Genomic DNA, 22456 nt, shown 5'->3' on the forward strand with positions numbered 1-22456 from the left:
CATGTGAGGCCGTCGGTCGACGGCATCGCTCGTTTCCGAACCGGTGAGGACGACAGCCATGGACATGCTGTGGAGCGGCTGGGGCGACCCGGCCAGGGCGACGCCGCTGCCGGACACGGTGACCGGGCTGCTGCGCGATCTGCTCGGCGTCGAGCCGCGCCGGACCGCACCGCTGGCCCTGGAGGACCTGGACGTCCCCGACAGCCCGCTGACGCCCGCCGCGCACCGTGCCCTGACCGAGGCCCTGGGCGGGGAGGACCGGGTGCGCACCGACGCGGAGACCCGCGTCCGGCACACCCGCGGCAAGTCCACCCCCGACCTGCTGCGCATCCGCGAGGGCGACCTCGCCGACGTTCCCGCGGCCGTGCTGCTGCCCGCCGGGCACGACGAGGTGCTCGCCGTGCTGCGGGCGTGCGCCGAACACGGCCTGTCCCTGGTGCCGTTCGGCGGCGGCACCTCCGTCGTCGGCGGCCTCGCGCCCGCCCGGCGCGCCACCTTCGTCGCCCTGGACCTGCGCCGCATGGACGGCCTGCTCGACCTCGACCCGGTGTCCCGCACCGCCACCTTCCAGCCCGGCCTGCGCGCCCCGCGGGCCGAGGCGCTGCTCGCGGAACACGGCTTCACCCTCGGCCACTTCCCCCAGTCCTACGAGTGGGCCACCATCGGCGGTTTCGCCGCCACCCGCTCCAGCGGCCAGGCGTCCGCGGGCCACGGCCGCTTCGACGAGATGGTGCTGTCCCTCACGCTGGCCACGCCCGAGGGCACCCTCGACACCGGACGCGCCCCCCGCTCGGCCGCCGGGCCCGACCTGCGCCAGCTCGTCCTCGGTTCGGAGGGCGCGTTCGGCGTCATCACGTCGGTGACGGTCCGCGTCCGCCCCGTCCCGCGGACCCGCGTGTACGAGGGCTGGCACTTCCCCTCGTTCGAGGAGGGGACCACCGCACTGCGCCGGCTCGCGCAGGACGGTCCGCGTCCGACCGTGCTGAGGCTGTCCGACGAGACCGAGACGCTGGTCGGCCTCGCACAGCCCGACGCGATCGGCTCCGGCGCCCCGCACCAGGCCGGCTGTACGGCCGTCGCCGGCTACGAGGGCACGGACGAGGACACCGCGTACCGCAGGGAACGGGCCGCCCACGTGCTGCGCGCGTGCGGCGGAACGCCGCTGGGGGAGGAGCCCGGCCGGCGCTGGGCCCACGGCCGCTACGCGGCCCCGTACCTGCGTGACGCGCTGCTCGACGCCGGGGCCTTCGCCGAGACCCTGGAGACGGCGGCGTTCTGGTCCCGCGTCCCCGGGCTGTACGCCGCGGTCCGCGACGCGCTCACCGCCACCCTGACCGGGGTCGGCACCCCGCCCCTGGTCATGTGCCACATCTCCCACGTCTACGAGAACGGCGCCTCGCTGTACTTCACCGTCGTCTCGGCCCGGGGCGAGGACCCCCTGGCGCACTGGGCGCGCGCCAAGCACGCCGCCAACGAGGCGATCCTCGCCGCCGGCGGCACGATCACCCACCACCACGGGGTCGGCACCGACCACCGCGACTGGTACGTGCGCGAGGCCGGCTCCCTGGGCATCGGCGCCCTGCGCGCGGTGAAGCGGCACCTGGACCCGTCGGGAGTGCTCAGCCCCGGCGTCCTCCTGCCGGCCGACTGACCGGCACGCGGAACCTCGATGCCCCGGTGGCCCGTGGGTCGACCCCAGATGCTGCCCGGCCCGCCGGTCCACCCCGCACCCCGTCAGGCACCCGCTCCTCCCCATCCCGTCGGCCGTCCCGGAGGCACCCCGATGCGACAGTTCACCGCCGTCGTCAACCCCACCGCCGGCGCGGCCACCGCGGCGGCCGCGTTGCTCGCCCTGGCCCGGCACCTCCGCCAGGAGGGGGCCGACCTGCGCACCGAGTACAGCCGGAGCCTGGCCCACGCCCGGGAACTGGCCCGCGAGGCCGGGCGGCGGGGACGCGTCGTCCTCGCCGTCGGGGGCGACGGCATCACGGGCGCCGTCGGCGGCGCCCTCAGCGGTACCGGCGCCACCCTCGGGCTCGTCCCGGCCGGCCGGGGCAACGACTTCGCCCGCGCCCTCGGGCTGCCCGAGGACCCCGCCGCCCTGGCCCGCGTCCTGCTCCACGGCGAGCCCCGGCCGGTCGACACCATCGAGGTCCGCTCCGCCGTCCACGACCGCACCGCGGTCCTCGGCAGCGTGTACGCGGGCGTGGACGCCCTGGCCAACCGCCACGCCAACCGGTCCCGGCTGCTGAAGGGCTCCGCGGCCTACTACGCGGGCGGCCTGCGGGCCGTCACCACCTGGCGGCCGGCCCGCTACCGGGTCACCGTCGACGGCGAGGAACACCCGCACACCGGGTACACGGTGGTCGTCGCCAATTCCGGCCACTACGGTTCGGGCCGCGTGATCGCCCCGGACGCCCGCGTGGACGACGGCCTGCTGGACGTCGTCCTGATCCGGGCGGCACCCCGGCGGCTGTTCTTCACGCTGATGAACGAGCTCAGGACCGGCGCCCACGTCCACCGGCCCCAGGTGCGGATCCTGCGCGGCCGCGAGGTGTGCGTCTCGGCCGACCGCGACGTCCCCTACGGCGCCGACGGCGAGGTCGAGGCCGCCCTCCCCCTGACGGCCAGGGTCCTGCCCGGGGCCCTGACCGTGCTCCACTGACCGCGCCGGCCGCCCGTCACACCGTCCGGCGGGACCGTGCGCCGTGGTAGTGCCGGGCCAGCCTGGCGAGCGCCACCGCGCCGAGCAGCAGCCCGAAGTCGCGCAGCGCGATGTCGTAGTGGCCGGGGATCGTGAGCAGGTTGACGATGATGCCCGCGAGCCAGCCGGCCACCAGCCAGCCCCCGAAGCGCGGCGCGATGCCCACGACGACACCGGCCACGATCTCGATCACGCCCACCGCGTACATGGCCGCCTGGGCGCTGCCCGGGACGAGGTCGTCGATCCACGGCGCGAGATAGGCGGGCCAGTCGACGAGGAGATGGGCGAACTTGTCCAGTCCGAACAGGATCGGCGCGACGGTGAAGCCCGTGCGCAGGATGGCGAACGCCTGGTAGCCCGGATCGGTGAGCGAGGCACGCCGAGGAGGCGCCGAGGTGCCGCCGGTGGTGGTGGAGGTGGAGGTCATGGCCTTCCCCTTACGTCCGCTGACGTGTGCCGAGTCTGAGTCTTCTATCGACAACTTCCATTAACGATAGAAGCTCCGTTTCCCTCTTTAGTCAATGCCTGTTGCTTTTACACTGGTGTTCGTGGACGACACGGAAGACGTACGCGACAAGGACATCTCCGCCATCGCCGCGCTCGGCGAGCCCACCCGCCGCAGGCTGTACGAGTACGTGGTGGGCCGACGGCACCCCGTCGGCCGCGACGAGGCGGCCGAGGCCCTGGGACTGGCGCGGCAGACCGCGGCCTTCCACCTGGACCGGCTGGCCGCGGAGAACCTGCTCGACGTGCTCCACGTGCGCCGCAGCGGGCGCACCGGACCGGGCGCGGGCCGGCCCGCCAAGCTCTACCGGCGCTCGGCGGCGCAGATCGCCGTCAGCCTCCCGGACCGCCGTTACGAACTCGCCGGACGGCTGCTCGCCCAGGCCGTGGAGGAGTCCGACACCACCGGGCGGCCCGTGCGCGAGGTACTGCACCACCGGGCGCGGGAACTGGGCGTACGGCTGGGCGAGGAGAGCGAGGAGAAGGAGCCCCTGGGCCTGCTGGAGCGGCACGGCTTCGAGCCGCGGCCCGAGGACGGCTCCGTCGTCCTGGGCAACTGCCCCTTCCACGCGCTGGCCCGCGCGCACACGCAGACGGTGTGCGGCATGAACCTCCACCTGATGCGCGGCCTGCTCGAAGGGCTCGACGCGGGCGGACTCGAGGCACGCCTCGCCCCCGAACCGGGCCGCTGCTGCGTCCGTCTGGACCCGGCCGCCTGAACCGGCTGCCCGGAGGCGCCCCATGACCCCGCCCGCACTGTCGACCTTCGGCCACGGCACGGCGGGCCGGGGCGCGCTGACCGCACTGCTGCGCGACGCCGGGATCGCCGCCGTCGTGGACGTCAGGACCGCCCCGGGCAGCCGCCGTGACCCCGACCTGGCGCGGCTCCGACTGGCCGCCTGGCTGCCCGAGGAGGGCATCGCCTACCGGTGGGAACGCGACCTGGGCGGCTTCCGCAGGCCGCCGCCCGACTCGCCGGACACGGTCTGGCGCAACGCCTCCTTCCGCGGCTACGCCGCGCACACCCGCACCCCCGAGTTCGTCGCCGCGATGGACCTCCTGCTGGACCGGGCGGCCCGGGAGCCGACCGCCGTGATGTGCGGCGAAGCGGTCTGGTGGCGGTGCCACCGGCGGCTGATCGCCGACTTCGCCGTCCTGGCCCGCGGCGTGCCCGTACGCCATCTGATGCACGACGGACGCCACACACCGCACCGCCCCACGCCGGGCGCCCGCCTGCGCGACGACGGGCTGATCGTCTACGACGACACGGCGGCGGCCCCGTAGCGGCGGACCGCAACCCGGGAGTCACCCGCTGTTATCGGACACGACCCAAGACTGGACCGGTTCGTTCTCTGGAATTATTCGTGTCTGGGGTTGTAGGTTCGTCCCATGACCGGACCCCGGGTTCCCACCGCCGCCGAGGAGCTGCGCGCGGCCGGCCTGCGCGTCACTGCCGCGCGGGCCGCGCTGCTGGAAACCGTCCGGGCCGGTGACCACCTCGGTGTCGAGGCCATCGCCGGCGGGGTGCGCGACCGCGTGGGTCACGTCTCCCTGCAAGCCGTGTACGAGGGCCTGCACGCCCTCACCGCGGCGGGACTCGTGCGCCGTATCGAACCGGCGGGCGGCCCGGCCCGGTTCGAGGGGCGCGTCGGCGACAACCACCACCACGTCGTGTGCCGCTCGTGCGCTCGCGTCGCCGACGTCGACTGCGCCGCCGGCGAGGCCCCCTGCCTGACCGCGTCCCACCACCACGGCTTCACCGTCGACGAGGCCGAGGTCATCTACTGGGGCCTGTGCCCCGACTGCTCCACGCCCCCCAGTGCCCGAGCACTGCGATCCACCTAGTTCCGGAAGGTTTCCCATGACTGAGAACCCCGATGCGATCGTCACCGACGCGAAGACGGAGGGCACCGGTGGCTGCCCCGTCGCACACGATCGCGCCGCGCACCCCACGCAGGGCGGCGGCAACCGTCAGTGGTGGCCGGAACGCCTCAACCTGAAGATCCTCGCCAAGAACCCCGCCGTGGCGAACCCGCTCGGCGAGGAGTTCGACTACGCGAAGGCGTTCCAGGCCCTCGACCTCGACGCCGTGAAGCGGGACATCGCCGAGGTGCTGGGCACCTCGCAGGACTGGTGGCCCGCCGACTTCGGCCACTACGGCCCGCTGATGATCCGTATGGCCTGGCACAGCGCGGGCACCTACCGCATCAGCGACGGCCGCGGCGGCGCCGGCGCCGGCCAGCAGCGCTTCGCCCCGCTCAACAGCTGGCCGGACAACGGCAACCTCGACAAGGCCCGCCGACTGCTGTGGCCGGTCAAGAAGAAGTACGGCCAGAGCATCTCCTGGGCCGACCTGATGATCCTCACCGGCAACGTCGCCCTGGAGCAGATGGGCTTCGAGACCTTCGGCTTCGGCGGCGGCCGCGAGGACGTCTGGGAGGCCGAGGAGGACGTCTACTGGGGCCCCGAGACCACCTGGCTGGACGACCGGCGCTACTCCGGCGACCGCGAGCTGGAGAACCCGCTCGGCGCCGTCCAGATGGGCCTCATCTACGTCAACCCGGAGGGCCCGAACGGCAACCCGGACCCGGTCGCCGCGGCCCGCGACATCCGTGAGACCTTCCGCCGCATGGCGATGAACGACGAGGAGACCGTCGCCCTCATCGCCGGCGGCCACACCTTCGGCAAGACCCACGGCGCGGGCCCGGCGGACGCCGTCGGCGACGCCCCCGAGGCCGCGCCGATGGAGCAGATGGGCCTCGGCTGGCAGAGCACCCACGGCACCGGCAAGGGCAAGGACGCCATCACCAGCGGCCTCGAGGTCACCTGGACCAGCACCCCGACCCGGTGGAGCAACGGCTTCTTCAAGAACCTCTTCGAGTTCGAGTACGAGCTCACCAAGAGCCCGGCCGGCGCCCACCAGTGGGTGGCGAAGGACGCCCCGGAGATCATCCCCGACGCGCACGACCCGTCGAAGAAGCACCGCCCGACGATGCTCACCACCGACCTGTCGCTGCGCTTCGACCCGGTCTACGAGCAGATCTCCCGCCGGTTCTACGAGAACCCGCAGGAGTTCGCCGACGCCTTCGCCCGCGCCTGGTACAAGCTGACCCACCGCGACATGGGCCCGAAGTCGCTGTACCTCGGCCCGGAGGTCCCGGAGGAGACCCTGCTGTGGCAGGACCCGCTGCCGGAGGCCGAGGGCGAGACCGTCGACGCCGCCGACGTCACGGCCCTCAAGGCGAAGATCCTCGCCTCCGGTCTGACCGTCCCGCAGCTGGTCGGCGCCGCCTGGGCGTCCGCCGCCACCTTCCGCGGCAGCGACAAGCGCGGCGGCGCCAACGGCGCCCGCGTCCGCCTGCAGCCGCAGAGCGGCTGGGAGGTCAACAACCCCGACCAGCTCGCGCAGGTCCTGCGCACCCTGGAGACCATCCAGGCCGAGTTCAACACCGGCGCCAAGAAGGTCTCCCTGGCCGACCTGATCGTCCTCGGCGGCGTGGCCGCCGTGGAGAAGGCCGCCCAGGACGCCGGTGTCGAGGTCGAGGTGCCCTTCACCCCGGGCCGGGTCGACGCGACGGAGGAGCACACCGACGCCGAGTCGTTCGCGGCGCTGGAGCCGACCTACGACGGCTTCCGCAACTACGTGGGCAAGGGCAACCGCCTGCCGGCCGAGTACCTGCTGCTGGACCGCGCCAACCTGCTCACGCTGAGCGCCCCCGAGATGACCGTCCTGGTCGGCGGCCTGCGGGTGCTGGACGCCAACCACAACGGCTCCCGGCACGGCGTGCTCACCGAGACGCCGGGCAGGCTCACCAACGACTTCTTCGTCAACCTGCTCGACCTGGGCACGACCTGGAAGTCCACTTCCGAGGACCAGACCACGTTCGAGGGCCGTGACGCCTCCGGCGCGGTCAAGTGGACCGGCACGCGCGCCGACCTCGTCTTCGGCTCCAACTCCGAGCTGCGCGCCCTCGCCGAGGTCTACGCGAGCGACGACGCCAAGGAGAAGTTCGTGCGGGACTTCGTCAAGGCGTGGGACAAGGTCATGAACCTCGACCGGTTCGACCTGGTCTGATCCTTCCGCACCGCTGCCGCACACCGTCCGGGCCGGCCCGCAGGGGCCGGCCCGGACGTGTCTCCCGCCCCGAGATGCGGGTCCGCCGCCCGCCCATCAGGGTGGAAGCGAGTCGATCGTCATCCGAAGGAGGCGTCCGGGATGGGCAAGGGCAGCGACCGCGGGAAGAAGCTGCACAAGGGCGACGAGGTCGCCTGGAGCAGCCACGGCAGCGAGACGACGGGCAAGGTCGAGAAGAGGATCACCGAGCGCACCGAGGCGGCCGGGCGCACGGTCGCCGCCTCGGAGGAGGAGCCGCAGTACGAGGTGCGCAGCGACAAGTCGGGCAGGTCCGCCGTCCACAAGCCCTCCGCGCTCAAGCGGAAGAAGAAGTGAGCGCCGTGGACGGGGAACGCCGGGACGAGACGTGGGAGGAGTTCCGCGAGCTGGTCAACATGAAGCCCGCCGACCTCGAGCAGTGGCTGGGGACGGAGGAGTCCCGCAGCGCGGGCCAGCACAAGGACGGAGGCGAGTCGACCGGGCACGCCTCCGGCCGGCGCATCGTGGACATCCTCCGCGCCGGACGCCGGGACCTCTCCGACGAGGACTACGCGCACATGCGCAAGGTCGTCGGCTACATCCGCCGCCACCTCGCCCAGCGCCCCTCGGGCGACGTGCGCGACACCCGCTGGCGCCACTCCCTGATGAACTGGGGCCACGACCCCCTCGACGACTGAGGCCGCGGCCCGCCTCCCGGCAGGTGCCGGAGCCCGGCGGGCCGCCGCCGCGGAACGGCCGGGCCGCGGCCCCGGACGCGGTCAGCCCGTGCGGGGCCGCACCGTCATCAGCAGCCGGCGGGGGCGCACGGTGGCCCGGGCCACGGGGGTGACGGTCCGGCCGGGGGCGAGGGTGAGCCGGACCGCGGGCAGGATCGTCGCCAGGGCGGTGGCCAGCTCGGTCAGTGCGAAGCGGTCCCCGATGCACTTGTGCCTGCCCGCGCCGAACGGCAGGAAGGCGGCGGGCGGCGAGCCGTCCTGGTGGCGGTCCGGGTCGAATGCCAGCGGATCGGGGAAGAGGTCGGGGTCTCGGTGCAGGGCGTGCTGGCAGTAGGCCAGTTCGGTGCCCGGCGGCAGCGTCCACGCGCCCAGGCGGGTCTCGGTGACGGTACGGCGGGTCACCAGCCAGCCGGTGTGGTGCAGCCGCAGCGTCTCGGTGATGACGCGGTTGAGGTAGGGCAGCCGGGTCAGGTGGTCGAAGGTCACCGGCTCGCCGCCCAGGACCTCGTCGAGTTCCTCCAGCACCCGTGCCTCGATGCCGGGGTGGCGGGCGAGTTCGTACAGCACCCAGGACAGCACCGACGCCGTGGTCTCCGTACCGGCCACGGCCAGGGTCAGGATCTCCGAGCAGATCTGATAACCGGTCAGCGGCCGCCCCGTCTCCTCGTCCCGGGCGCGCAGCAGCAGGGAGAGCATGTCCCCGGTGTCGTGTCCCGACGCCTGGAGGTCGGTGACCGCGCGGTCGATGGTGGCGCGCACGGCGTCGCGCGCGCGGTCGAAGCGCCGGTTGGCCGGGAGCGGGAGGCGTTCGACCCAGTCGGGCAGCATGATGCGGGCCCCGACCCCGTTCATCACCACCGACAGGTCGCGGCGCAGCCGGCGGAAGGTCCGCTCGTCCAGACTGCCGGAGAACACGGTCTTGGCGAGCATGTCCAGGGACAGTCTCACCATCGCCTCGCGCACGTCGAGGGTCTGCCCCGGGCGCCAGCCGGCCAGGGCGGTGTCCGCCTCCCGGCGCATGATCGCGACGTACCGGGCGATCTCGGAGTGGGTGAACGCCGGTTGCAGCTGGCGGCGTTTGCTGACGTGGCGCCGGCCCGCGGCGGTGACGACCGAGTCGCCCAGCAACTGGCCCATCTTCTCGAAGAAGCGGCCCTTGTCGAGGCTCGGGCCGAGGTCGACGAGCATGGCGCGGATCAGGGCCGGGTCCTGGACGACGATCGTCCGGTTCCCCGGCAGGCCGATCTCCACGAGCGGACCGTGGTCGGCGCGGAGCGAGGCGATGAAGCCGAGGTTGTCACGGACCAGCTGTAACGCGTGCCCCAGGACCGGAAGGGATCCGGAGGCCCTGGGTATGGGGGGAGGAGCTGCGAGCGTCATGGGGGTGCTCCCTTCACGGCGGTCACGGGCGCCCGATCACTTCCCTTCCACCGCGGCCGGGTAATCGGCGACCGGACGTGTCCTGCGCCACGCGCCCCGGCACGGCCGGCCCCGTTCCATGCCCACGGGGGCCTTGCCGCAGCCGATCACTCACGCTTCAATGCACCTCATCCCCCACAGGAGGAACACCCGACCCACACCCAGCAAAGGGGTTCTTCTTGACCGCCCTACGCGTCACCGCCGTCACGGCCGCGGCCTGCGCCACCGTGCTCGCCACCGCCCTGCCCTCGTCGGCGATCAACTCGTACAACGCCACCCCCGCCCCCGAACGCACCGAGGTCGGCGCCCTCGTGGCCACCTGGGACAACGACGGCGATCCGGCGACCCCGGACCGGGTCGACTGGGTCTGCTCCGGCACCATGATCGACGCGGACACCTTCCTCACGGCGGCCCACTGCACCACCGACTGGCCGGACAACGTACGGTTCCACGTCTCGCTGGAGCAGGACGTGCAGGCCGCCCTGGACGCCGCCGCGAAGAAGCACCCCGGCGACCCCGCCGCCCAGGCGAACGCCGTCGCCGTCCCGGGCACGGCCCACAGCCACCCCGGCTACCCGGGCCCCGCCGCCGACACCCGCGACATCGCGGTCGTCGAACTGCCCGCCGCGCAGACGAAGGCGCGCTGGTCCTTCACCCCCGCCGCCCTGCCCACCGCCGACCAGCTCGGCGCGCTCGGCCCGCGGAAGCTGAACTCCACCGACTGGGCCGTCGCCGGCTACGGCACCCAGGAGGCGCTGAACGGCCCCGGCGGCCAGACCCACCCCGGCGGCGGCGTCCGCATGAAGGCGCCGGTGACCTTCGACGCCCTCAACGACGCGTGGGTGCGCCTGGCGATGACCGCCCCGCAGGGCAACGGCGGGGCCTGCTACGGCGACTCGGGCGGCCCCAACTTCGCCGTCCTCGGCGGCAAGCGGATCCTCGCGGCGACGACCATCACCGGCGACAGCCCGTGCTACGCCACCAACGTCACCTACCGGCTGGACACGGCGGGGGCGCGTTCCTTCCTGTCCCCCTTCGTGGACCTGCCGTAGCCGGGGCGGGGGCCGGGCGGACCCGTGCGAGCGGCACACACGCTCACCGGCACGGCCCACCCGGCCCCCCCCGACGCCGGTATGACCCAAACGACAGACCCTACGCCCGCCCGGTGAACTCCCACTGTCCGTGCGGCACTTCGTAGACCACGAAGCCCGGCTCCGCGCGCAGGAACCGTGCGCCCCGCGGCGCGGTGACCCCGGCGCGGCCGTCCCCGGGCACGTGGACGTCGGCGGTCGCGCCCACGGGGACGCGCACCGCCAGCCGCAGCCGGCCGTCGATCCGCGCCCAGGACACCGCGGCCGGCCCGCGCACCGTGCGCAGGGAGGTGCGCGCCCAGTCCACCCCCGTACGGGCGTCGGGCCGCACCACGAAGGTGCGGTAACCGGCGTCGCCGGGCCGCAGACCGGCCACGTTCTCGTAGAGCCACTGCACGACCGTGCCCTGGAAGTAGTGGTCGCGGGAGCGGGAGTCCAGGGGCCACATCTCCCACATGGTGTCGGCGCCGTGCTCGTGCCAGTGCCCCCAGCCCGGGTACGTCCGCTGGGTGGCCACCGCGTGCGCCACGTCCGGGTGGCCGTGGGCGCACAGCACCCGCAGCAGCACGCTGGTGCCCAGCGCGCCCGTGTCGAGATGGTTGCCGCGCTCCTCGATGTCCCGCACCAGGCTGTCGACGACGGAGGCGCGGGCTCCCGGCGGCACCAGGCCGAAGGCCAGCGGCACGGCGTTGGACGTCTGCCGGTAACCGGGGTCCTTGGCCGTGCGGTAGTGCCCCTCCGGGCCGAGGAAGGCCGCGTTGAAGGCGTCCCGCAGCCTCCCGGCGGCCGCCCGGTAACGGGCCGCGGTCTCCCGCTCGCCCAGCAGGTCGCCCGTCTCCGCGGTGTGCAGCAGGGCGCGGTGCAGATACGCCGTCGCCGTCAGCCGGGTGTCCTCGGGCGGATTGCCGCCGTAGCCCGGCGGCAGGTAGTCGCCCAGCGCGGTGACCGCCAGCCCGTCCCGCAGCCGGGACAGCTCCCAGTCCAGGTAGCGCACCAGCGGAGCCCAGTGCTCCCGGGCCACCCGCTCGTCGCCGTACACGCGGTACATCTCGCGCACCACGAACGGGTACACCGTGGTCCACTCGGGCGAGGGTCCCAGATCGCCGTAGCCCCAGCCGCCGCTCGGCACGATCACCGGCAGCTGCCCCGCCGCCGTCTGACTGTCCGCCAGGTCGCCCAGCCACTTGGACAGCAGCCGGTGCACCCCGAAGGCGTACGCCATGACGGGGGCGCCGAGCTGGGCGTCGCCGGTCCAGCCGTTCTTCTCGTACATCGGTGTGTCGGTGGGGATGCCGTGCAGGTTGTTCAGCACGGTCCGGCGCATGGCCCCGTCCAGCCACTCGTAGAACGGCTCGGAGCAGGAGAAGTCGCTGACCTCCTCCACCCGGGTGTGCACCACCCGGCCGAGCACCTGCTCGGCGGAGGGCCGCGCCGGCAGCCCGCCGATCTGCACATAGCGGAAGCCCTTGTACGAGAACGAGGGCTCCCACACCTCCTCGGCGCCCCCGGCGCACACGTACTCGTCCGTCTGGAAGCGGCCCGGCACATGACCCGTCTCGGCGTGCACGCTGCCGTCTTCCTTCAGCTTCTCGCCGTGCACCAGCCGCACCACCGTCCCTGGGGTGGCGTCCCGCACGGTGAGCCGGGTCCAGCCGGCCATGGTGCGGCCCATGTCGACCACGTACACGCCGGGGCGCAGCTCGGTGATCCCCGTGGGCCGCACCGTCTCGACGATCTCGATCGGGTCGTGCGGCTGCGCCCGCAGGGTCCCGGCCGGCGCCTGCCGCACCCCGGCCGGGCGCCACGCGCTGTCGTCGAAACCGGGCCGGGTCCAGCCGGCCGGGAGCAGACGGGCGTCGAAGGTCTCCCCGGCGTACAGGGAGTCGGAGCGGGTCGGGCCGTCGGCGAGGCGCCAGTCGCCGTCCGAGACGACGGTGGTGCGGGAGCCGTCCGGGTGGTCGATCTCCAGCTGGGCGAGCAGGCACGGCTCGCCGTGCCAGGGCGCGCGGTGCCAGTTCCACACGTTCGGGGTGGTCATGCCGAAGAAGCCGCGTCCCAGGGTGACACCGAGGGCGTTCTCGCCGCGTTCCAGCAGAGCGGTCACGTCGTGCACGGCGTACAGCACGGTCTCGTCGTAGTCGGTGAAACCAGGGTCGAGGACCTGCCGTCCGACCCGGCGGCCGTTGAGGTGCGCCTCGTAGTAGGCCAGTCCGCTGATGTGGAGGCGGGCCGCCGAGACCTCCTTGCGCACGGTGAAGGCCCTGCGCAGCAGCGGCGCGGGCCGGTCCGGTACCGCCACCGACACCCCCGAGCCCCACGGCCCCTGGCCGTACGGCGCGAGGACGGCCGCCCGCGCCCAGCCGGAGTCGTCGAAATCCGGCCGTTCCCAGCCCTGTTGCTCCGTCTGCGAGGTGAGCCAGGCCGGGCCGGTGACGAGTTCGTGGCTCCGTCCGTCGGTGGTGTCCACGACCAGACGGACCAGCAGGCCGCCCGGATTGACCGTGGCCCCGCCCCGGTTGGTGGCGAGCGCGGCCAGGACGACCGCCCCGCCGCCGGACTCCTGCCCGGCGGCACGGACGAGTTCCGTGATGTCCGCGACGTGTCCGGTGCGCCAGCCGTCCTGCTGCTGCGGCGCGTGCAGCACCCGCTCCCCGCACGCGTACAGCGTGAAGTCGTCGTCGGCGGTGGCGACCAGCACCGCCCGCCGGACCGTCGCGCCCGCGGGCGGCGCCGTTCGTGCCCGGAACCACCGGGGGCCCTCGGGAGCGTCGGAGGAGGTGGCGCCCGGCGACCAGATCCACGAGGCGCCCTCGAACGACGGCGGCCGCGGCGGGGCGTCGGCGCCGATCCAACGCGCCCGCCAGTCAGAATCGGACAACGTTGTCTCCCACCACCGCGGCTCGCTCCAGCGGGACGCCCGGCCCCGTGCGTCCCACACCCGCACACGCCAGAAGTAGCGGGTGCGGGGGAGGAGTTCGGGGCCGCCGTAGGCGACACCGACCGTCCGGTCCGAGGCGACCTTCCCGGAGTCCCACACCGGCCGGCCGTCCCAGCGGTCGTGGTCGCGCACCACCTGGATCCGGTACGCGCCCTGCCGGGCGCCCTGTCCCGGCGCCTCCAATTCCCAGGAGAGTCGTGGGCGTTCGACGTCCGTGCCGAGCAGTGTCTCGGCGTACTCCACAGTGGTGCGCACGATGCGCGGCCCGCTCGCCCCCGGGCCGGACGACGGGGCGGCCGCCGCCGGCGGCGCGGCGGCGAACCCGCCGAGGCCCGCTCCGGCGGCCACGGTTCCCTGTAGGAAGACTCTTCGCTTCCAGCCTTCAGCCATGATGCGTCCCTTGCTCGTTCCTCACCGACGATGCTTGAAACGTTTCATTCGCGCTCTTCAGTGATCCTAGGGACGCCGGAAGAGGCGCTACAAGGGGTGTGACGGCGGGGATGTCGAGGACACGCCGACCGGATCGGCGTGTATTGCGCTCGCGTTGTCGGTGTGAGGTTGCACAATGATCTTAAAAGGAGATCAACTCCGGCGCCGCGCTGGGTAGACGGTCTCATGTCCCGGCCCCGGAAAGGTCCCGCTCATGCTCTCGACCGTCAACCGCACGAAGGCCCTCGCCGTCCTGCCGACCGTACGCCGTGGAGGACCGGCGACGGCCGGGCTCCGGGAGGGCCGCTCCCGGTCGCGCACCCCGGCCGACACCACCCACGCCGACGTGCTGCGCATCATCGCCGACCCCCGCAGCCCCACGTACGTCACCGTGTACGCGGGCGGCCGCCGCAGATACAGCTACTGGCGTCCGCTCGACTCCGCCACCGGTACCGGCGGCTGCTACGCGGCCCTGCCCACCGCCGCGTGCGACGAGCTGCACGCGGCCGGACGGATCACGCTGGGCGAGCCGGTCGTGGACCCGAACCGGACGACGTACCGCGTCCGTCCCGCCGCTCGCGCCCAGACGGTCACGCGCGCGCCCTCGGTCGCGTGCCCTCCGGCCGAGCCGGTGCGCCCCGTGCGGCAGCGGGCGCGCGTGGCCTGACCGGGTCCGTACCCTGCTCCTGGATGCGGGCCGGAGCCTCTCGCGAGCGCGGCGACACATTCGGCCCTGTGCCTCTCCTCCCACAGGGCCTTGTCGGTGAGGGGGCAGGTGACCGGCGCAGACAGCGAAGGATTTCGGGCTATCGGCAGGGCATCGAAAAAGCCCCTCCGAAGCGACCGCCTCCCTGCTGTTGTCATGCCCCTGAAAGGTCTCCGGCCTGGGGGCGTGCTCCCGCTCCGGGATCGGCGGGACGGTCGGGGTGCGCAACACCGAGTGGGACGGAACCGTGGCACCGGGCGGTTCGGCCTCCTTCGAGTTCACCGCCACCGACAGCTCCTCGGCGGCACCGCACACGCTCACCTGTGCCCGCCCCTGAACCGCCGGCCGGCCGTCCGCGCCCCGGCCCGGGGCGCGGACGGCCACGGCTCGGCCCGGTCAGGCGATGGACGCCGAAACGATCGCGGACACCGCGAGGTTGCAGGACGCGGTCACCCAGACCGCCGGGTGCGGTGCGGGATCGACCAGCGTGGCACCCAGGCGGCCCGGCGTGATGAGGTCCACCACCAGGAACGCCACGGCCATCATCACCAGCCCCAGCACGCCGAACGCCGCGGTGGACACCAGCCCCTTGCCGAAGTCCTGGTACGTCGTCCAGATCGACGTGAACACGATGCCGCCGATGCCGAGCAGCGAGGAGCTGAGCACCACGGCGGCGTTGCGGTTGCGCTCCTGCCAGATCTGCCGGCCGAGCTTCCCCGGCGTCAGCACGTCGACCAGCACGATGCCGAGAACCAGCAGGACCAGCCCGAGTGCGCCGTAGGCGGTGGCCCGGCCCAGTCCGTTGACGATGTCGCTCATGAGGTTGCCGGCTCCGTAGCGTGAGAGATCGTGAATGATCGCGGTCAAGGGCGAGCAAAATGTAGCGCACCCGTTCGGCCCCCTGACCTGGCGCCCCGCCGTCCGGCACGGTTCCCGGCCGGCAACTCGGCCGTGAGCGGCGGCAGATGGGTCCCGCCGCGGACGACGAGTCATGCCGCCGCCCATCCGGGGCATCAGCAGTCCATGAGGCGTCAGCGGGGCGCCGGCGGCGACCGGCCGCCGGTACGCCGTGACGGCACGCGAAGGAGAAGCAGCCATGAGCAGGGGCAGCCGCACGCTCACCGTCCTGTACGCCGCCGTCGCCCTCTGGCTCTCCTTCTGCACCGTACGCACCTGGGGCACGGTCCCCGTCTGGAGCAGCCTCGCCATGGTGGTTGCCGCCCTCGCCCCCGTCGTGGGTGTCGTCCGCGAGACCGTCATCGCCGACGAACGGCGTGCCGTCGCCGTCCTGCGCGAACGGGAGGGCCGCCGGGCGGCGTGGCGGGACGCGGCGGCCGCGGCGCTCGCCCAGGCCGAGGTGGAGGCCGCCTGCTGCGAACGCTGGTGGACGTCGTGCGCGACCGAGCACGACGCCGGCTGCGCGCACCGGAGGTCCTGGGGCAGCAGCACGGCGTGACCTCACTCGGGCCGCCGTACGGAAGGGACACCCGGGCCTGCGGGACGGCGCGGGCCACGAGGTGAGCGCGCCGCCGCCCCGGACCGTCGGGTCCGGGGCGGCGGGGTCACCGTCTCGTGGTCCGGCCCGTCACCGGCGGGCCGCGGTGGAGGCGTACCAGGGGTAGGCGGGTACGTCCGGTCCCCAGGTCCCGGGCCGGCCGTCGGCCTTCCTGGTCACGAAGACGGTCGGCTCGGACGCGGTCACGCCGCCGCCGGCCGACCGGGCCGTGACGAACCACGCGTGGGCCGTTCCGGGCGTGAGCCGGTTCCAGGTCACCGAGGCGGTCTCACCGGAGCCGGCCTTGTCCCTGCCGATGACGCGCACGGGGTTGTACAGCGCCAGCGAGTCCGTCCTGAAGGACGTGGTGCGGGTGGTGAGGTCCACCGGCAGCACCATGTTGTCCTCGGTGCCGTCGTAGCGGTGGTCCGCGTCGTACTCGGTGGCGCCGAACTCGTCCAGCAGCGGCGAGTAGGTGTCCACGGTCAGCTCGGCGCGGTCGACGTCGAACTGGAGCATCCGGAAGAAGCTCGCGCCGAACCGCAGCTGCTCGTCGGGCCGGTAGCCGCCGATCCCGGTGAGTCCGAGCCGGTCGGCGGAGACCGTGTAGAACTGGTAGTCCGCGAGGAGTTCGACGACGCCGTGGGCGACCTCGCCGACCTTCGGCTTCACATTGGTGCCCACCCCGTGCTCGTGACCGGCGAGGATCAGGAACACGTTCGGGTTCTCCTGGACCACCGTCCTGTACAGCATCGACCCGTCGGGCGCCGCGAACGGGGCGCCGCGTCCGTCGGGGCTGCCGCTCGGGGCGAGGTAGTCGTGCGACAGCAGGATGCCGTTGCGGTCCGGGTAGCGCTCGAACACGGAGTCCGCCCAGGCCGCCTCCTCCTTCGTGACGCCGTACGACAGCCCGACCACCACGAAGTCGACCCCGCCGGCGGAGAACAGGTCGTAGTGGTTCTGGTTGTCGCCCTCCCGCCACGGGCCGCCGTACTCGGCGTGCCGCCAGCCCTTGGACAGCGCCTGGTAGCGGTCGGGCCCGTAGTACCGGTTGTAGAGGGAGCCCGGGCCGGTGTCGGTACCCGACCGGTTGTCGTGGTTGCCCGCGATCACCCCGTTGGGGACACCGGCGTCGTCGAGGATCCGCTGCTGCTTCGAGGACACCTCCATCTCGCCCACGACCTGCCGCTCGGTGGCCTCGTCGGCGGGCTTGCGGATGTTGTTCTCGATGATGTCGCCGGTGTGGGCGACATAGGCGATCTTCCGCTCGTCCTTGTTGGCGGCGATCCAGCGCGTCACATCCCCGTACGCCTTCTCCCACACCGCGCGCTCCGCGGCCGTCTCTTGCTCCACCGCGCCCTCGGAGAGGTACTGGGTGTCGGTGAAGTGGACGAGGGAGAAGTCGTATGCGCCGGGGTCGGCGAACCGGTCGGGGTCACCGGCGTCGATGTCGTCGGCGAACGGGTCCTCGCCCGTCACCATCACGTGCACCTGCTGCCCGTCGACGTACGCGCGGTCGACGACGGCCGTCAGGACGGTGTCGCCGTCGGCGGCGCCCCGGGCGCTGGTCAGGACGTCCCAGCGGGCGGCGGCGGTGTTCCACACGCGCAGCGAGACGAGCCGTTCGGGGTCGACGACGCCCTCCCAGCGCAGTACCGGCGCGTCGGCGTGCCCCCGCACCCGGACGTCGAACCGCTGGTAGGTGACGTCCCGCGCGGTGGGTGCGTCCAGGGTCCTGCCGTCGCCGGGGGTGAGGCCGGTGGCCTTCACCCCGCGCTCGCCCGGCACGCGCAGCGTCGTGGGTACGGAGGCGGCGGTGCCCTCGTACACCTGCCGCGGCGTGAGGATCTCGGCCTCGGAGAACGTGGCGCTCACCGTGCCCCCGTCGGGCTCCGCCACCTCGGCCGACAGCCGCACGCTGCGGCCCACGTCGGTCGTGCCCGCCTCCGGGCTGAGCGCGGACGGAGTGTCCGGGACGCCGGCCGAGGTGAACGTCACCTCACGGGTACCGGAGTTGCCGAGTCCGTCGGTGCCGGACACCGACAGGGTGTGCTCGCCCGCGGACAGACCCGGGCCGATGTCCGTGCCGACCTCGACCGGTCTGCCGTCGAGCTTCACCTCCGGGCCGTCCACCACACCGGAGGCGTCGTCCAGCCGTACGTCCAGCGCGACCGACGCGGTGATCCGCTGTCCGGCGGCCGGGACACTGGCCGCGATCCGGGGGGCGGAGTTGTCGGTGACCAGCAGGCGGGTGGCCTTCCCGCCGGACCGGGACACCGCGGCCAGGGTGTGCCCGCCGTCGTCGATGCGCCCGGTGTCCAGGTCGGCGCGCAGCCCCTGGGCCGGGCCCTCGACGTAGAACTCGAGGTCGATCTCGGTGAGCGGGTTGACGTTGTCGCCGCAGTTCCCGTCGCCCAGGCTGTACGCGCCCTTGATCATCCGTCCGGTGGCGGTGCCGCGCGCCGGGGTGAGGGTGATGCCGGAGACGGCGAAGTCGTCACGGTTGGCCCCGCAGGACGTCGTGAACGTGCCCGCGACGAAGTCGACGGTGTTCCAGCCGGGTTCGAGCCATTCGTTGGGGAAGGACAGGTCGACGTGCCGGCTCGCGACGTCGCTCTCCAGTACCTGCTTGCGGCCGTTGACCAGGACGTGGTTGCCGTAGCGGGCCTCGATCGAGTTGCCGCCCACGGTGAAGCCGAGGGTGGCGCTGCCGGAGCCGAGGGTGTCGGCCACGGGCACGGCCGGCGCGTCGATCGTGTAGTGCAGCTCGATCTCCCGCAGGCGTGTGTCACTGCTGCCGCAGGAACCGTCGCCCAGGGCGTAGGAGTCCTCGATGTCCCGCCCGGTGACGGTGCCGCCGTCGAGGGCGAGGCCGAGGCCAAAGATGTCGAAGTCGTCGAGGTTGTCGCCGCAGCTGTCCCGGTAGGCGCCGGCGACCACTTCGACGGTGTTGTCGCCCGGCACGAGATGACGGGCCGGGATCGCGATCTCGGCCCGCTGGCTCACCCAGGTGCCGCCCAGGTCGATCCGCTTGCCGTTGACGAGCAGGTGGTTGTCGTACCGGTCGTCGATCGAGTTGGCCCCGACGTCGAAGGAGAAGGTGGCCGCGCCGCTGCCGAGGTGCGCCCGGGTGACGGGTGCCGCGCCGTCCACGGTCAGCGACGTGACGCCGCCGTCGGCGCCCGCCGGGAGGCTCGCGGACACCGTCTGCCGGCCGGACACCACGGTGCCGTCCTCGGGCAGCAGCCGGGGCGCGCCCGCGGGGGCGTTGTTGACCGTCACGGTGTTCTCGACCGTCTTGCCCGACGCGGTCGTCGCGCTGAGGACGTGCGTGCCGTTGCCGAGCCGCGTGGTGTCCAGGTCGGCGCGCAGGCCGGTGGTGCCCTGCGGGTCGCGCAGCACGAAGAAGGTGAGCGTCGCCTTCGTCAGCAGGGCGGGGTTGGTGCCGCAACTGCCGTCGCCGAAGGAGTAGGTGTACTCGTTCTCCTCGCCGTCGGCGCTCTCGCCGAGGAGTTCCAGCCTGATGTCCGAGAGCACGAAGTCGTCGTGGTTGGTGCCGCAGGAGCTCTCCACGGCGCCGGCGACGATCTCCACCGTGTTCTCGCCCTTGACCAGGTGCCGGTTGGGAATGTCGAGGGTGCCCCGCTTGTTGGCGAGGTCACCGATGTCGGCCCGGAACTCGCCGTTGACCACGACGTGGTTGCCGTAGCGGGCCTCCGTCGAGTTCGACCCGACGTCGAAGCCGAGCCGGGACACCCCGGTGGTCCGCTCGGCGTCGACGGCCTTCCCGTCGACCGCCAGTTCCGTCACGGAGTCACCCGCCAGCGTCGGCGTGGCCGCGACCGGCTCGGTTCCCTCCAGATACGCCCCGTCGCGGGGGACCAGGGAGGGCAGGCTCGATTCCGCCGCCGGGGCGCCGGGCCGCGCCGGCTGCCCGGGGCCGGCCTCGGCGCGGGCCGCCGTCACGTTTCCGCTCACCAGGAGCAGCGCGGTGAGCGCCACCCCCAGGAGCCGCCGGGCCCCGGACCCGCCGCCCGGCCGTCTTCGCCGCTGTGTGGGACGCATCAGCAGCCGTCCTTCCTGATCGCCGCAAGATGACGGGCACGCCGACAGGCTGTGCGGCATGCCCATGGCGAAGCCTGGGCAGCGCAGATGAACGCGGGTGAAGCAGCCGTGAACGATCAGCGGAAGGAGGGTTGCGCGCCGGGGCGGCGATGTCGGGGCGGAGCGTCAGGACGGCGTGCCGCTCACCGCCGGAACGCCCGGTCCTGCCTCGGTTCCACCGCCCAGCGGAACACCCGTCGCACGGGTGCCGTGCACAGGGCCGTCACGATGACGGCGGCGGCCAGGGTGACGGTGACCGCGCCCAGCGGCCGGTGCAGCCACTGGGGGTCGTACCACCCCCAGTACTTGCTGCCCTGCGCGACGAACCCGTGCAGCAGATAGCCGTACAGGGTGGCCGAGCCCAGCGTCGTGAACCAGGTCCGCCGCCCCGGCACCCAGGCGAGGAAGCACGCGACGAGGAGCAGCGAGCAGCTAAACAGGGCGAGGGTCATGACGGGGCCGTACCAGTCCGGAGCGGACAGCTCCCGCGCGCTGTCGCGGTGGTAGAGCCAGGCGGCCGTCACCCGGGGGACGGCCCAGTACGCCACGGCGAGCGCGCCGGCGAGGACGGGCACGGCCAGGACGCGCACCCGGCGGCGGCGCACCCAGCGGAAGTGCTCCGGCCGCAGGAACAGACCGAGCACGAAGTACGGCAGGAACTGGAGGGTGCGCTGGATGTCGAGGTCCTCGCCGAGGGACGGGGACAGCGTGGCGAGCATGGCGACGACGAGGGCGACGGGGACCGGCCACCGCACGATCCGCCACAGCGGTGTGGTGAGCCGCCACATGAACAGCGCCGCGAGGAACCAGGTCAGGTAGAGCGGCTCCAGCAGCGTGACCGGCCGGTCGGGCACGCCGTCCGTCCACCGGGTGAACAGGGTGTACGCGGTCTCGAACACCACGTACGGCAGGACCACCCCGGTGACCAGGCGCTTGACGCGCCTCGGGCTGCCGTCGAAACCGCGCGAGTGGTACCCGGCGACGACGACGAACGCGGGCATGTGGAACGCGTAGACGAGCATGTACAGCGCGCTGACGGCGCGGCTGCCGTCGCGCAACGGCTCCCAGGCGTGCCCCATCGCCACCAGCACGATCGCCAGGTACTTGGCGTTGTCGAAGAACGCGTCACGGTGAGGCGCCCGCCCGGACCCGTGGTCCGTCGTGGCGGGCGCCTCGTCGTGCGGGTGCGGGGTGGACGCGGCGACGGCGACGTGGGGCGACGGCATCCCGGGCACCTCACCCGTCCCGCGGGTGGTCAAACCTGCGGCCGGTCAGCCACTGACCGAGAGGCTGGAGTTCCCGCTGCTCTGGTAGCCCTCGGTGGCGAGGATCATGTAGTAGCTGAAGCTGCCCAGCCGCATGCCCGCGCGCGACCAGGCGTCGAAGTGGTTCCCGGTGGTGATGGTGCCGCCCGTCCGCTTCTGCTGCCGGACGCTCCAGTACTGGTTGAAGGTCTTGGTGCCCTCGACGGACGGCGCGTTGTACCGGGTCGTCTGGTAGATGTCGTACGTGCCGCCGTCGCTGGTGACGGTGCCCTTGTAGGTGCCGGTGGGCCGGTAGGTGCCCCAGTTGTCGACGATGTAGTACTCCACGAGCGGGTTGGACGTCCACCCGTAGAGGGTCAGGTAGCCGTTGCCGGACGGGTTGAAGCTGCCCGAGTACCGCACGCTGCGCCGTCCGCCGTTGCTCCAGCCCTTGCCGCAGACGAAGTTGCCGCAGTTCCTCCAGGAGGTGCTGTAACTGCCGCCGGAGGACAGCGTCATCGACACCGATCCGCCGCCGTCGGTCCAGAACGAGTAGTAGAAGCCGTTGTTGGTGCCGGTCTGGTTGGTCGTGATGGTGGTGTCCGCGTGCGCCGTGCCGGGCAGCAGCAGCCCGGACGCCGCGCCCAGCGCCAACGCGCCGGCGCCGCCGAGCACACTCCTGCGGCCGATCTGCGGGCTGGTGTTCTCGTGCATGCGTGCTCCCTCGGGTCAACCGGCGGGGCAGCCGGGTTTCTTGGTGCCGCTCAGTGTTGGGTTGGGCCGTGGGGCTCGTCAATGGTTTCGACATCGATGGCGAAAACTTCTGCCATGTCCACGGCTAATTTGATCGATGTAAGTGGTGGTCAGAGCGCTTTTACTGTGCGGCAGTCCTGTGGTGCGATCGGAATGGGCGCTTCCAAGATCGGAGATTCGCCCTCTGTGGAACGAAAGTTTCGATGACCTTCCGATCGGATTTTGCCTTTCTTTTGCCC

19 protein-coding genes are annotated in these 22456 nt (G+C 72.8%); 12 read left to right on the forward strand and 7 right to left on the reverse strand.

Annotation, left to right across the window (positions count from 1 at the left end; genetic code table 11):
• Positions 1-58 precede the first annotated feature (58 nt).
• Both FHX78_RS34015 and FHX78_RS34020 read left to right on the forward strand, forming a co-directional pair.
• Positions 59-1651, forward strand: a complete 1593-nt coding sequence (locus FHX78_RS34015; protein WP_167531924.1) for an FAD-binding oxidoreductase — start codon at positions 59-61, stop codon at positions 1649-1651.
• A gap of 132 nt (positions 1652-1783) precedes the next feature.
• Positions 1784-2665 (forward strand): diacylglycerol/lipid kinase family protein, encoded by an 882-nt coding sequence (locus FHX78_RS34020; RefSeq protein WP_145871185.1) that lies wholly within the window; start codon positions 1784-1786, stop codon positions 2663-2665.
• A gap of 16 nt (positions 2666-2681) precedes the next feature.
• On the opposite strand, the gene FHX78_RS34025 is transcribed toward FHX78_RS34020, so the two are convergent.
• A complete protein-coding gene (locus FHX78_RS34025) occupies positions 2682-3131 on the reverse strand; it encodes a hypothetical protein (RefSeq protein ID WP_145871186.1) in 450 nt (149 codons plus the stop codon).
• Positions 3132-3225: 94 nt separating this feature from the next.
• Here FHX78_RS34025 and FHX78_RS34030 point away from each other — a divergent pair, with 94 nt between their 5' ends.
• From FHX78_RS34030 to FHX78_RS34055, 6 genes are all read left to right on the forward strand, one after another.
• The gene (locus FHX78_RS34030) at positions 3226-3927 is read left to right on the forward strand and encodes a helix-turn-helix transcriptional regulator (protein ID WP_373313062.1); all 702 of its coding nucleotides are present in this window, start codon (positions 3226-3228) and stop codon (positions 3925-3927) included.
• A gap of 22 nt (positions 3928-3949) precedes the next feature.
• The gene (locus tag FHX78_RS34035) at positions 3950-4492 is read left to right on the forward strand and encodes a DUF488 domain-containing protein (protein WP_145871187.1); all 543 of its coding nucleotides are present in this window, start codon (positions 3950-3952) and stop codon (positions 4490-4492) included.
• Between the two features lie 105 nt (positions 4493-4597).
• Complete coding sequence (locus tag FHX78_RS34040; RefSeq protein WP_145871188.1) at positions 4598-5053, forward strand: Fur family transcriptional regulator; 456 nt, start codon at positions 4598-4600, stop codon at positions 5051-5053.
• Positions 5054-5069: 16 nt separating this feature from the next.
• Positions 5070-7283, forward strand: a complete 2214-nt coding sequence (gene katG / locus FHX78_RS34045) for a catalase/peroxidase HPI (protein WP_145871189.1) — start codon at positions 5070-5072, stop codon at positions 7281-7283.
• 141 nt (positions 7284-7424) lie between these two features.
• On the forward strand, positions 7425-7658 hold the full coding sequence (locus FHX78_RS34050; protein ID WP_145871190.1) for a hypervirulence associated TUDOR domain-containing protein: 234 nt from the start codon (positions 7425-7427) through the stop codon (positions 7656-7658).
• A 5-nt stretch (positions 7659-7663) separates the two neighbouring features.
• Positions 7664-7999 (forward strand): DUF3140 domain-containing protein, encoded by a 336-nt coding sequence (locus tag FHX78_RS34055; protein ID WP_145871191.1) that lies wholly within the window; start codon positions 7664-7666, stop codon positions 7997-7999.
• An 81-nt stretch (positions 8000-8080) separates the two neighbouring features.
• On the opposite strand, the gene FHX78_RS34060 is transcribed toward FHX78_RS34055, so the two are convergent.
• Positions 8081-9418, reverse strand: coding sequence for a cytochrome P450 (locus FHX78_RS34060; protein ID WP_145871192.1), 1338 nt, complete (start codon positions 9416-9418; stop codon positions 8081-8083).
• Positions 9419-9636: 218 nt separating this feature from the next.
• On the opposite strand from FHX78_RS34060, the gene FHX78_RS34065 reads away from it, so the two are divergent.
• On the forward strand, positions 9637-10509 hold the full coding sequence (locus FHX78_RS34065; protein ID WP_145871193.1) for a trypsin-like serine protease: 873 nt from the start codon (positions 9637-9639) through the stop codon (positions 10507-10509).
• A gap of 100 nt (positions 10510-10609) precedes the next feature.
• Here FHX78_RS34065 and FHX78_RS34070 read toward each other — a convergent pair whose 3' ends face one another.
• The gene (locus FHX78_RS34070) at positions 10610-13876 is read right to left on the reverse strand and encodes a family 78 glycoside hydrolase catalytic domain (protein WP_145871194.1); all 3267 of its coding nucleotides are present in this window, start codon (positions 13874-13876) and stop codon (positions 10610-10612) included.
• A gap of 253 nt (positions 13877-14129) precedes the next feature.
• Between FHX78_RS34070 and FHX78_RS34075 the strand changes: the two genes are divergently transcribed.
• Both FHX78_RS34075 and FHX78_RS34080 read left to right on the forward strand, forming a co-directional pair.
• A complete protein-coding gene (locus FHX78_RS34075; RefSeq protein WP_145871195.1) occupies positions 14130-14582 on the forward strand; it encodes a hypothetical protein in 453 nt (150 codons plus the stop codon).
• Positions 14583-14823: 241 nt separating this feature from the next.
• Entirely contained in the window at positions 14824-14958 is a 135-nt protein-coding gene (locus tag FHX78_RS34080) for a cellulose binding domain-containing protein (RefSeq protein ID WP_268257222.1), read from the forward strand.
• A gap of 59 nt (positions 14959-15017) precedes the next feature.
• Here the strand turns inward: FHX78_RS34080 and FHX78_RS34085 are convergent, their stop codons facing one another.
• Positions 15018-15440: a DUF350 domain-containing protein gene (locus tag FHX78_RS34085; RefSeq protein WP_145871197.1), complete on the reverse strand. Its 423-nt coding sequence runs from the start codon at positions 15438-15440 to the stop codon at positions 15018-15020.
• A gap of 277 nt (positions 15441-15717) precedes the next feature.
• Between FHX78_RS34085 and FHX78_RS34090 the strand changes: the two genes are divergently transcribed.
• Positions 15718-16077 carry a hypothetical protein gene (locus FHX78_RS34090; protein ID WP_145871198.1) on the forward strand — a complete coding sequence of 120 codons (360 nt, stop codon included), beginning with the start codon at positions 15718-15720 and terminating at the stop codon, positions 16075-16077.
• A 129-nt stretch (positions 16078-16206) separates the two neighbouring features.
• On the opposite strand, the gene FHX78_RS34095 is transcribed toward FHX78_RS34090, so the two are convergent.
• The 3 genes from FHX78_RS34095 to FHX78_RS34105 form a co-directional block, all read right to left on the reverse strand.
• A complete protein-coding gene (locus FHX78_RS34095; protein WP_167531926.1) occupies positions 16207-20181 on the reverse strand; it encodes a metallophosphoesterase in 3975 nt (1324 codons plus the stop codon).
• 182 nt (positions 20182-20363) lie between these two features.
• Entirely contained in the window at positions 20364-21446 is a 1083-nt protein-coding gene (locus FHX78_RS34100) for an acyltransferase family protein (protein ID WP_145871200.1), read from the reverse strand.
• A 45-nt stretch (positions 21447-21491) separates the two neighbouring features.
• Positions 21492-22178, reverse strand: coding sequence for a glycoside hydrolase family 11 protein (locus FHX78_RS34105; RefSeq protein WP_145871201.1), 687 nt, complete (start codon positions 22176-22178; stop codon positions 21492-21494).
• Positions 22179-22456: the final 278 nt, after the last annotated feature.

Origin of the sequence: Streptomyces capillispiralis (genome assembly GCF_007829875.1) — a bacterium.
Taxonomy (GTDB): domain Bacteria; phylum Actinomycetota; class Actinomycetes; order Streptomycetales; family Streptomycetaceae; genus Streptomyces; species Streptomyces capillispiralis.